This window comes from Mucilaginibacter sp. PAMC 26640, from assembly GCA_001596135.1.
In the GTDB taxonomy this organism is placed as follows: Bacteria; Bacteroidota; Bacteroidia; order Sphingobacteriales; family Sphingobacteriaceae; genus Mucilaginibacter.
In genome coordinates this window covers 725,569-737,188 of sequence record CP014773.1, presented here as the reverse complement: position 1 = coordinate 737,188, position 11,620 = coordinate 725,569, and the positions used below count along the sequence as shown (strand labels likewise).

The 11,620-nt window shown below is 42.2% G+C and carries 8 protein-coding genes; 4 read left to right on the top strand and 4 right to left on the bottom strand.

Going from position 1 to position 11,620, the window contains the following annotated elements:
- Positions 1 to 18 precede the first annotated feature (18 nt).
- The 3 genes from A0256_03270 to A0256_03260 form a co-directional block, all read right to left on the bottom strand.
- Entirely contained in the window at positions 19 to 861 is an 843-nt protein-coding gene (locus A0256_03270; GenBank protein ID AMR30509.1) for a hypothetical protein, read from the bottom strand.
- Positions 862 to 1,055: 194 nt separating this feature from the next.
- The gene (locus A0256_03265) at positions 1,056 to 2,447 is read right to left on the bottom strand and encodes a DASH family cryptochrome (GenBank protein AMR30508.1); all 1,392 of its coding nucleotides are present in this window, start codon (positions 2,445 to 2,447) and stop codon (positions 1,056 to 1,058) included.
- Between the two features lie 432 nt (positions 2,448 to 2,879).
- Complete coding sequence (locus A0256_03260; protein AMR30507.1) at positions 2,880 to 4,391, bottom strand: hypothetical protein; 1,512 nt, start codon at positions 4,389 to 4,391, stop codon at positions 2,880 to 2,882.
- Positions 4,392 to 4,827: 436 nt separating this feature from the next.
- Here A0256_03260 and A0256_03255 point away from each other — a divergent pair, with 436 nt between their 5' ends.
- Positions 4,828 to 5,862 (top strand): LacI family transcriptional regulator, encoded by a 1,035-nt coding sequence (locus tag A0256_03255; GenBank protein ID AMR34414.1) that lies wholly within the window; start codon positions 4,828 to 4,830, stop codon positions 5,860 to 5,862.
- Between the two features lie 70 nt (positions 5,863 to 5,932).
- Here the strand turns inward: A0256_03255 and A0256_03250 are convergent, their stop codons facing one another.
- The gene (locus A0256_03250; protein AMR30506.1) at positions 5,933 to 6,169 is read right to left on the bottom strand and encodes a hypothetical protein; all 237 of its coding nucleotides are present in this window, start codon (positions 6,167 to 6,169) and stop codon (positions 5,933 to 5,935) included.
- 7 nt (positions 6,170 to 6,176) lie between these two features.
- Here A0256_03250 and A0256_03245 point away from each other — a divergent pair, with 7 nt between their 5' ends.
- The 3 genes from A0256_03245 to A0256_03235 are packed head-to-tail and all read left to right on the top strand — an operon-like array spanning position 6,177 to position 11,588.
- A complete protein-coding gene (locus A0256_03245; protein AMR34413.1) occupies positions 6,177 to 9,143 on the top strand; it encodes a SusC/RagA family TonB-linked outer membrane protein in 2,967 nt (988 codons plus the stop codon).
- A gap of 29 nt (positions 9,144 to 9,172) precedes the next feature.
- On the top strand, positions 9,173 to 10,690 hold the full coding sequence (locus tag A0256_03240; GenBank protein AMR30505.1) for a glycan metabolism protein RagB: 1,518 nt from the start codon (positions 9,173 to 9,175) through the stop codon (positions 10,688 to 10,690).
- 31 nt (positions 10,691 to 10,721) lie between these two features.
- Positions 10,722 to 11,588 (top strand): cell surface protein, encoded by an 867-nt coding sequence (locus A0256_03235; GenBank protein AMR30504.1) that lies wholly within the window; start codon positions 10,722 to 10,724, stop codon positions 11,586 to 11,588.
- Positions 11,589 to 11,620: the final 32 nt, after the last annotated feature.

The following is an 11,620-nucleotide window of genomic DNA, read 5'->3' as shown; positions in this document are numbered from 1 at the left end:
GTAATTAAAATGGCCGGCTTAGCGGCTTACAACAATAATACAGGGCGGCCTTGCTCTAACAACGTTCCTGTTAACCCGCGTTAAGCTTGCTAACGAAAAATTCCCTGGAATTAAGCCTGTTTGCTGACTGGCCACACTAAGTCCCTGTGCTTTCCTTGTGGCCAGCAGCTCTGTAAGATACTTAGGTATTTCGCTTGCGGTACGGTAAAAGTATATTTTAACATCCAACCCGTTTAAGGAGCTTTTGCTGCCATCGCCAAGGCGATATTCAAGTTTCACTTGTTCGGTAGCGCCGGTATCAATCCCTTGCGAACGAACAGATGATGCAAGGTTGATGAGCGCATTACCCCTGTTTACATCAATGCCTGCTTTTTTGCACCCACCGCCCTGGTCAAAGGTGTTGTTACTCCCTGCCGGCAGCTGTAATTTTGGGTCTGCGTTATAAATAGGCGCGGCAATACTGTCGCCCTTGGCAAGGTTGTAAATCTTATCCTCGTAATTTATGCCGGATATAATTACCGTTGTAGTAATGGCGTCACCACCGTTTGCCGGGGAAAAGGTTACTTTATATTTCAGCCCTGTTTCGCTCGCATTTACATCTATCTCGCCGGTACGCTCGTCCAGTTTCATGCCATCTGGTGCACTGGAATAGGTCCCGGCATCTGTTATTAGGGGTTCAACCGTATTGCGGTTGGCTTGTACGTAAAATACGGAGTCGGCGTAGATGCCCTTGTCAACAACAGGTTCGCCGCCTCCACCAGGTGTATCAGGCACATCAGGCGCAGGCTGGTGCGTTTTTTTGCAGGAGAGCCAGATGCTCGACAGGCAAATTACAATAACAACACAGAAGTATTTTTGCATAAATTACGGGTAAACAAACGCAACGATGGCATTTTTTCATTAGTATCCGCTAATGTAAATATTGTAACCCAAAATTCATTTTTTTTCCAAGATTGATTGTTACTGTATTAGCATAAAAACTATATACGTAAATACTGCACTTTGCTATGCTGCTAAGGCTTAGTTTTTGTAGCGCTTGTTTGAAATTTTTATACTCAAGGCTTAAGTTTTTTGATCAGGTTGATAGCCCGGCTCCATTTACCATATACTGCTATTGGCTCAATATATGCGGGTGTTTCCAATTCCCACGGAATAAGCACTTCCATATTATTACAGGACGACAGCTCGGGAATCCAATGGCGTATAAAGTCCTGCGCCTTGTATTTGTTGGATTGGTGAACCGGGTTTGTATACCAGATCTCGAAAGCCTGCATATGCCAGTTCATCCAATTTGAGCTTACATCATAGTCTATCAATTTTGATTCGAAATAAGCGGCACCCCAGGTCCAGTCTAACCTAAGATCATGTACGAAATAACTTGCACAGTTTACCCTGCCTCTGTTGCTCATAAATCCGGTTTGATTCAACTGGCGCATATGTGCATCTATAAACGGAATGCCGGTAGTTCCCGAGCACCATCGCTCAAACTTTACGGGATCATTCTCCCAAACAATCTCTTTGTTTTTGTAGCCAGACGTTTTAAAAATCTGGTTTCCAAAACGCATTCCTTTAAAAGTAAAATAGTCTCTCCAAACTAATTCAAAAATAAGCCACCAGGTACTCTGATTCTTTTTGACATCCTTTTCGTAAGCTTTCACCTTTTTGTAAATTTCTCTGGGAGATATACAGCCCAATGCCAGGTATGGTGAGAATTTTGAACTATAGTCCATTCCGTCAGACCGGTTTCTGCTCCATCTGTACCCGGTTAAAAGTTCCGATTTGAATGTGTAGTATTCCAGTCTTTCCAAAGCCGCAGATTCGCCGCCCTTTATAAATGGGGTTGCTTGCTTGTACTCCTCTTTGTCGAAACCATAGTCGGTACAGGAGGGAAAACGGACACTTTTTATTTTTTTTACTGAATTGATTTTGGTGGGGGCGTCAAAAGTATCACGTGGCTCTGCCTCATTCGCGGCAGGAATACGATAAGCTTTGCTTGTTAGGGGGATATTGTCAATTTTGAATGGTATATCGTCTTTGTGGTATAGCGTCTTGCCCCAAAAAAAATGAAATCTCGTTTCAGGCAAAGCAGCGATAACTACTTTAACAAGCTCATGTTCGTAGCTGGCATACTGCTCTTCTGCATAAATGTCTGTAATGCCATACTTTTCAACGAGTTCGGGCAATGTGAGGGATGCAGATGCTAAACCGATAAACAGGTGACCATCCAACAACTCTAATTGATGTTGTAAATCGACTACAGATTGTTCCAAAAATTTGAACCTGTTGATATCCATTTTCCGAAATCCGAGATCCAGCATTTCAAAGTCTGTCCGCTCGATACAATAACAGAGTAACAATTCACTGCATTCTTCGTGCGCTTTTGTCAAAGCCTCATTATCATGGAGCCTCAAATCATTTTTAAACCAAACCAATCCGCGCTTAACCATCTATTATAAATTTTGATTTTACGATTATTTTAAACTCATCAAAACAGGGATTGAGATAACAGTTGATTTAAAACATCATCCACTATCCAAACCCTGAAGAGCTTAAATCACAACAACTGGTTTGTAAATAAGTTGTGATATGGGTGGGTGTTGCTACAACAATTGATGATCTCTCCCTGGCATAATTTATCCTGTAATTATGGCCTGTTATTGAGGTTTAAAGAGGGTTGTAGACTGCGCTGCGGAACCAGCTTGGTATTTTAGGAGTACCAGTATGTGACCGATGTTTACATTTGATAGAAGTATTCGTACGGTTATATTACCTGATGCAGATCAATTATAAAATAAGCACTCTGGAATGATAATATTAAAAGGGTGAACATAATGCTCACCCTTAAATTGAAATTTGTTGGTTTATAGCAAAAGCTGAACCTATTTTTCCTTCACTATGACCAAATAATGGGTTTGAGCGCCCGTGGCAGAATTTGAAAGATTTCCGCCTAATGTGACTTGTCCGGCTGCATACTCTTTAGCATATAAATCCAAGGAGGACACCTTAGGGTCAGTAATTCCTACTTTATCTGTAGTTTTAGTCCAGCTTTGCAGCCATGTAGGAATTTTTTTGGCACGCGGATCGTATGCAATATATATGGTAGATGCACGGTTAAGATTAAAAGATAGGTAAGAGCTTAATGTGTTTAGTTTATCATCATTAACTGTTTCAATTATTGGGTTTTTAAGTAAATAACCAGGTGTTTTTTTCGTTATTCTATAAAGCCTGTCAGTATAATAGGTAGCGCCTGCAATAAAGTTGTTTAGCTTCGGTTTAGCGCCTGTAGCTGTGGTTATATCAGTTATTAGTTCAGGCGTGGCTACCTTGATGAAATTTTTAGCGGCAGGTCTGTTGATCCACTCGGTAAACGGCGTTGCCCATTTAGTTATTCCATAGTATTCTTCGCCCCCGGTTTTGTAAGGTTCATCAAACAGCTCGTATATTAAAAATGCTTTAACGGTGGGGTTAGCTTTACATTTAGCAATAAAGCTGGTTAAGAACGAGTTTTGGTCAGCTTCAAAAACGCTCATGTTGCCCGGCCTTAAATTAACTTCGGTGATCCAAATGGGTTTACCGGGGAATAGGTCGTTCAAAGTAAGGGTAATATCTGTGATGTTTAAATTATTTGAATTCTGAATCTCAACTTCCATGTCAGAATACCAGTGGTAAGCCAAAATATTAAAGTTAACACCATAATTCTCACAGAATTTGATGAAGCCCCAATGCACCCAACTGGACGACATCATGGTTTGCGCATCTGGGTCGTTGGCGTGAATACCATCATTCATACCTTTAAGATAGGACGCAGTAATCAATAATTTTTTTTGGTCATAGTCCTCCGCAACACGGCCATCCTTGCCATCATTGATAATGCCAATATCTAAATCGTTACCCATATCGTAATACTTAAATACCGATGCGTATTTGGCAGCAAAGTTACCACCAACGTTATTACCCTTTGTATATGCAATCGCTTCTGTATCGTCGAAATCAAGCGTACTTGTATACAGCATAGGTAGTAAGGTAATATCAGCTGCTACAGCTGCATCCAGCAATGGCTGCAACCTTTCTGGAACGGTGACCGTACCATCACTTGTTGACATAACGTTTATACGATAAATGCCCATGCCCATTTTCTTGATCAAATTAATTTGATCTGCTGCAGATACACTTAGGTAAGCAGCGTCCCCAAGAGGGTGGCCATTTATACCTAATGTAAAACCAGGTGATAAACCAGCCATTGAAATGTTTCCTGTTGCTGCTAACGCCTGGGCCGTTAGATTTGCGGAAGAAGCTTCCGACAGAATTGCTGAGTCTTTTTTACACGATCCGATTGTTAAGCCAACAGCACATAAAAGGGCCATAGTGCTTGCGAGGTTTTTTTTAATCATTGGTAGAAGTTTTAATCATGTGTAATTACTCTTGAATAATAGATGTTATTTATACGCCGTATTTGCGCGTTGTGTAGAACTAAGTATACGTTTGTAATAGCAATCGCTGGGGGGGCATTCCAGTCAATAGGCTCTGCATCATTCTTTATACAGAACCTAACAAATCTGCGCCATTTCAGCAGCCGATCTATTACACAATTTTTTTAATTAATTACATGATTCACACCTTATTATCATCAGGGAGACCAAGTTATTCTGGATTAAACAATAGCTCACCAAGGGGGCCGGTAGCGCTTTCCGGTAATGGTAAACAGCTAATGTGTTCGATGACCGCTTATAGCATGTATTACGGCCATAAGTAAGGACTGCAAAACTATATTCATTAAAGTAAATTGTTAGCTTTACCAAACTATAAGTAATGCACCGCCAGAAACCTATGTTGAACAACAAGTTACCTACTATTAAAGAGATAGCTAAAAGGCTCAATGTAGCTGCATCTACCGTGTCGCGGGCGCTGCATGACCATCCGAGCATTGGGTTGGTAACTACCATGCGGGTGCATAAAGTGGCCAAAGAGCTGGGTTACGAGGCTAACAAAATGGCCATTAACTTTAAAGAGCGTAAAACCTATACTATCGGTGTTATTATCCCTGATCTCTCTGAACCATTTTTTTCGGCAGCACTAACAGGTGTAGAGGATGCCGCCGAAGCCAGCAATTACAATGTGATCATCGGGCAATCGCTTAATAACTTTGAGCGTGAGAAAAAGATAGTGGAAAATATGAAACACCACCGCGTTGATGGCGTGCTGGTATCGCTCACCAAAGAAACGTCCACCTACGAGCATTTCGACAGCCTAAAGAAATACAATATCCCTGTGGTGTTTTTTGATAGGGTGCCCAACCGCAAAGATATTAATTACGTGGCTTGCAACCTCGTATCAGGTATGCTGCAGGCCATAACCAAGCTGGTGCAAATGAACCATAGCCGGATAGGCTTGATCAATGGCCCCGCTAAACTTGCTGCCACGCTGCAAAGACTGGAGATTTATTTTAGGTGTTTGAAAGAGAACCACCTGCCGATAGACCAGGATATTATTGTATCCACAACCCTGGCCAAAGCCGATAATGTTAAGGCAATTGATAAACTTCTTGGGCTGGACGAGCCACCAACCGCAGTTATAGTATTTAATGATTATGTTTTGCTGGATTGCATAGCCGCCGTAAAGTCTGCAGGCCTGGTGGTAAATAAAGACATAAGCTTTATCAGTTTTGCCAACTTACCTATTTGGGAATATATGGACAGTGTGCCTTTGGCTTCTATCGAACAATTTGCAAACAAGCAGGCCACTATGGCAGCTGGCTTTCTTTTCGAGATGATAAATAACGCGACGCGACCAAATGCCCGCGAACTTCCATTTTTGCAACACATTATCGATTCAGAAATGATCGATTACACTTCTGCCAAATAATTAATCCTCTACTTCCTGTTTGCCATATATTAAATGGCGTGATTGGTGTTAAACAGCCAATAATAATCTGCTAATGTGCGCTTAAATGTATTTTACGCAATCGGGTGCGTAAAATAGCGCAAACGGTTGCGTACCCGGCGCAACCGTTTGCGTAGTCTTTGTAGTGCTTTTGCATCTTATGGCACCCTTTCGTTAACAATAATTTTACATCACTTTTACAATATGCAACAATCTGAAGATCAACTTTTAAACTAAACCACACAAATATGACCAGGAAAATTTTACTTATCTGTTCTTGCGCTATCATGTTTTGCCTGCATGGTTTCTCGCAATCTTTGCCGGTTACGGGGCGTGTAGTATCTGCGCTGGACAAGCTACCTATGGCAGGCGTAACCGTTTCGCTTAAAGGCACAAACACCGCCGTTATAACAAATGTTAACGGAGATTTTACTGTAAACGTACCGGCGGGCAAAGCAACTTTAGTGGTACGCTTTGTAGGCTACCTGCCTAAAGAAATTCCGGTGACCGGTGGCCAAACCGGTATCCAGGTTCAGTTAACAGAAGATGTACAGCAACTAAACGATGTTGTTGTAGTAGGTTATACCAGCAAAAAGCAAAACGAACTAACGAGTGCGGTAAGCGTGGTATCGGCCAGCAAACTTAAGGACGTTACTTCAAATGACATTGGTACAATGCTGCAAGGTAAAGTAGCAGGTTTAAACGTGGTGAACAGCTCTGGTGCGCCGGGTGCCGTTGCTGAGATCAGGCTGCGTGGAGTGTCGTCTGTTAACGCCAGCCAAAGCCCGCTTTTTGTGGTTGATGGTATCATTGGCGGTAACTACGATCCTAATGATGTGGAAAGCGTTACGGTATTGAAAGATGCAGGTGCTACGGCTTTGTACGGTTCGCAGGCCAACGCAGGGGTAATTATCGTTACCACTAAAACTGCAAAATCTGGCGAAACCAGGTTTGAGGCCAAAGTTTCTACCGGTTTCAGGACTGCGGATTTTGGTAAGCTCAACGTGATGAACAGTAATGAACTTTACGACTACCAAAAGGAGTTCTACCGTGATTATATTGTAGGCGCTACTGACAACTCCTATAAGATCGACTTAGCAAAGTTTTACACAGAGCGCCCTTTGTCCTTACGCAACCAGGATTATAACTGGTCCAAAGAGTCATTCAAAAAAGCACCGGTGTATAACTTCTACCTGTCGGCCAGTGGCAAAACCGAAAAGAACGATTATTATGTAGGAGCGTCCTACTATAAAGAAATGGGTACGTTCATCAACACCAATTTTGAGCGGGTTAACTTACGCGGTAATTCAACTTACCATTTCTCTAAAATTTTGAATGTTACCAATAATATTAACTTAAGCGCATCGCAAGGCAAAAGCTATGATTATATGGACGTGTATTACTCGTTCCTGAATTTGCCCTGGGATAACCCCTACGATGCCGCAGGTAACGCAATTTATGTAGACGGTAATTCAAAATTCATATGGTGGTCAAGAGACAAAATTAATCCGATCAATACCGTTCAAAATTCCGATCACTCTTACAAAGGATTTAATCTTAATTGCGATTTGGGTATCAATCTCCACATCACCAATTGGTTAACCTTTGCAAGTACCAATAGGGTGGCAGCATCATTTGATAAAAGCAGAAACTTTGTATCGCCATTGGCCGCTGGTACCTACCACGGCACAGGTTACCTTGATGAGTTGAACACCCTAAACTACGGCCTTGTAAGTAACCAGTTGTTTAAATTCGATTTCAGGCTCGGTGATCACAATATTAGTGGTTTGGTTGGTGGCGCGTTCGAAAGCAGTAAGAACGAATATTCCGGCGGTTCTGGTAAGGGATTACCTGAAGGCCTCAGCGTGCTGAACGTAGTATCTAATAACCAGCTGGTTAATGGCGCTAATAACAAATACTTGTTGCAGTCATTAATCTCACAGGTTAACTATAGCTATAAAGACAAATACTTTCTTTCGGGCTCGTACAGATACGATGGTTCATCAAACTTTGCACCAAGTAAGCATTACGGTGGTTTTCCATCAGTATCTGCTGCATGGTTAGCCAGCAGCGAAGAGTTCCTGAAGGATAATAGTGTAATAAACAATTTAAAGATCCGCGGTAGCTACGGTATAACCGGTACACAGGATATAGGTGCATCACGTTTTCTTGGCTTGTTCTCATTAACCACGCAATACAATGGTTTGGTTGGCGCTATCCCTTATCAGTTAGAGAGCCCTAACCTTACCTGGGAAAGTAAACGCCAGATTAATGCCGGTATCGACATCGGTTTATTTAAGCGTGTAAACCTGACAATAGATGTTTATCGCAATGATACCAAAGATCTGTTACTACAGGTATCGCAACCGCTTTCCGTTGGTTTCGAAACCAAATGGGAAAACGCCGGTACAGTCATCAATAAGGGTATCGAATTGGGCATTAACTCGACGAACCTAAAATCCAAAAACTTTGAGTGGACTACCGATTTCACCATCAACTATAATAAAAACACACTGGCGGCCTTCCCTTCAGATATCGTAAAAACCAGCCCAAGTACTACAAACGTATCGCAGATTTATCGCAATGGCGGTAATCTGTTTGAGTTTTACATGAAAAAGTGGACAGGTGTTGATGCGCAGACAGGCGCACCTACCTGGGAAAAGGTAATTTACAATACGGATGGTAAGGCAGTTGCCAAAGAACGCACCTTTAACTATGCAGAAGCTACTAACCAGGAAGTGGGTTCGGCCTTACCTAAATTTCAGGGTGGTTTTAACAACAGCTTTAGATACCAAAACTTTAATTTGCGGGTAAGCACTTATTTTAGTGTAGGTAATAAGGTGTTTAGTAATAACTTAAGGTATATGATGAACGATGGGCATGAACCTTATTATAACCAAATTAAACTACCTGACGGTGCCAGCGTTTGGACAGGCCCGGGTGATACCCAAGCCACCGAGCCCAGCCCGCAAAATAATGCAAATTCTACAGAAACGTCCACCCGTTACTTAAAGGATGGCAGCTACTTTACCATCCGGAACATCGCTTTCTCGTACAGCCTCCCTATTGTGTGGGCTAAAAAAATAGCAATGAAGGGAGTAAGCGTGGGTGTAACTGCTGATAACGTGGCTACCTTCTCTAAATTTTTAGGGCAGGATCCGCAAACTACCATTACACCAGGCAGTTTTGCAATGCCCGGCATATCCGATTTTAAATATCCTAACAACCGTCAATATCTATTAACAGTTAATTTTAACTTTTAAGCAGGCTGCAGCCTTTCAAAATTAAGTATATGAAAAAGAAAATATTCACCTTCATTACCCTTATGGTTGTTGCAGCAAGCAGCTGTAAAAACCTTAATGTAAACCCAAGCGATGCCATTAGCACAGGCACAATTGTTACCACAACTGATGGTTTAACAAATGCGCTAAACGGGGCTTACGCTTTATTAAAAGATCATATTGAATTTGGTGGGTCAGTAGATCAAAATAATATGTACTTGCGTCAATTTTATCACCTGAGCGATTTTGCCAGCGATGATATTGTTTGTGGCCAGGTAACAACAGATCCATTGTATTATAGCTTTAGTTTAGATCATTCACCGGCACAGGGTAACACCCGTTATTTTTGGTATATATCCTACAAAATAATCACCGGCGCCAACACCGTAATAGCCGCGGTAGAAAAATCGGGAAAAACAGATGCGACTACTAACCAGCTACTGGGCGAGTGCTACTTTTTACGCGCATTTTGCCACTTTAACCTGGTTAGGATATTTGGTAAGGCGTACACAACCGACCCAGGTTCGCCGGGCATCATATTACGTACAAACCTTACAGATGATTCAAAAAAGGCACGTTCAACGGTTAGTGAAGTTTACGACGCTGTATTGGCCGATGCGGAGAAAGCTGCAGGTTTAATGACACAGCCGCGGGGCGTTCAATATGCTTCACAAGCTGCTGCAAATGCACTGCTGGCGCGGGTTAGCCTTTACAAAGAGGACAATGCGAAAGCTATTGAGTATGCTAATAAGGTCATCAATTCCGGCACGTATACGTTAACTACCAAAGCTACCTACCCAACTATGTTTGCCAACGCGCAAACGGCCAGTGAAACCATTTGGTGTGTAGCATTTACCCCGGTAGATGATTATGGGAAATTCGGCTCTATAGCCTCTATGATTTACTCAGATGGTAATTCGGGTTGGGGCGAAGAATATGCTTCATCATCATTACGGGGTTTAATGTCAGCCCATCCTGAGGATGTACGCTGGTCGTACATAGTTCCGTCAAAAGATGGCAGCGGCAATGTTCAAAAGAGGAATGGAATTGAGGTTTATTACATTAGTAAGTTCTCTTTCCAGGGCGGGCTGCCAAATCTGAGTTCGCCAATTATGTTCAGGCTGGCAGAAATGTACCTGATACGTGCCGAAGCTGAAGCAAAAACCAGTGCTACCGCCGCCGCTCTTGATGATGTTGACGAAATTCGCAAAAACCGAGGTTTGGAAGCCTCACTTTACAATAAAATAGTGCCTGCCGGTAAAACCGCTTTAGATGTGGTGTTAGATGAAAAACGCATAGAAATGGCTTTTGAAGGCCACCGTACTTATGATGTTTTCCGTAACAAACGCCCCCTGAACAAAGCATACTGGGGCTATCATATTGCAGGTTTGAAAGAAAGCGATGTAGACCTTTCAAAAACGCCGGCAGGTTATCCAAACCTAACTGTGCCGTACACCAGCCCGCGCACTATTTACTATATCCCGGTGGATGAAACACTAAGTAACCCCTTAGCAACCCAAAATCCATAATTACCTATCACACATTAACATACAATTGGATATGAAAAAATTTAAAGCTTACCGGTTGATGCTGTTGCTAGCCGTGGCAAGTTCGGTGATCAGCTCATGTAAAAAAGATAATTACACTCCTAAAACTGATTTGCTTTACGAGGTAGAGGTTGACGGTGCCAAGGCAACCTTTACCGTAAAAACAGAAGGTGTTACAAATTATAAATGGGATTTCGGCGATGGGACTTCATCTACCGATGCCAAACCAACTCATGTATACCCGGGTAAAGGAAAATATGTGCCTACGCTTACTGCATCGGTGAACGGCAAAAGTGCCGAAGCCTCAACCGTATTGCGTATTGCTAAAATAACCCCGGTTAAAATAAACGATAATTCGCTGGCTGATTGGGATGCGGTTACCAAAGATGTAATAGCCCTGGGCCCTAATAAAGGTGTTTTTAACAAGGTTAAGTTTGATTATGATGGTAATTACATTTACGCATATGTGGAAATGGCCAGGAAAGTAAGCGATGCAGATATTTTCGATTTTTATATTGATGCTGATAACAACCCGGCTACAGGGCTACTTACCGGGACCTATCCTGATGGTGGGTATGATATATTACTGGAAGGCCAGTTGCTTACAACCGGCATTGATATATTTTATCACAACAGCACAGATCAGAATGCTTTCTCGTTTGCCCAACAATCAATAGCTGATGCGATAACCGTGGGTACGGTGCAAGAGGCAAGCGGCATAACCAAATTTGAGATGCGTATTGCCCGTGGCAAGTTAAAAGGCTTAACAGGTTCCGGTACACGTTTGGCGATACAAATAACTAAAAATGATTACTCGGTACTATTCGGTAGCGCGCCTGACACAGGTACATCAAGCTACTTCTTAGACATGAGTGAATAGCGGGATAATTAATTAGTAGAGGCGGTAAATAA

Excerpts from the sequence above, each read along its gene's own strand:
- A0256_03270 (AMR30509.1), bottom strand. The coding sequence starts at position 861 with ATGCAAAAATACTTCTGTGTTGTTATTGTAATTTGCCTGTCGAGCATC.
- A0256_03265 (AMR30508.1), bottom strand. The coding sequence starts at position 2,447 with ATGGTTAAGCGCGGATTGGTTTGGTTTAAAAATGATTTGAGGCTCCAT.
- A0256_03260 (AMR30507.1), bottom strand. The coding sequence starts at position 4,391 with ATGATTAAAAAAAACCTCGCAAGCACTATGGCCCTTTTATGTGCTGTT.
- A0256_03255 (AMR34414.1), top strand. The coding sequence starts at position 4,828 with ATGTTGAACAACAAGTTACCTACTATTAAAGAGATAGCTAAAAGGCTC.
- A0256_03250 (AMR30506.1), bottom strand. The coding sequence starts at position 6,169 with ATGATAGCGCAAGAACAGATAAGTAAAATTTTCCTGGTCATATTTGTG.
- A0256_03240 (AMR30505.1), top strand. The coding sequence starts at position 9,173 with ATGAAAAAGAAAATATTCACCTTCATTACCCTTATGGTTGTTGCAGCA.
- A0256_03235 (AMR30504.1), top strand. The coding sequence starts at position 10,722 with ATGAAAAAATTTAAAGCTTACCGGTTGATGCTGTTGCTAGCCGTGGCA.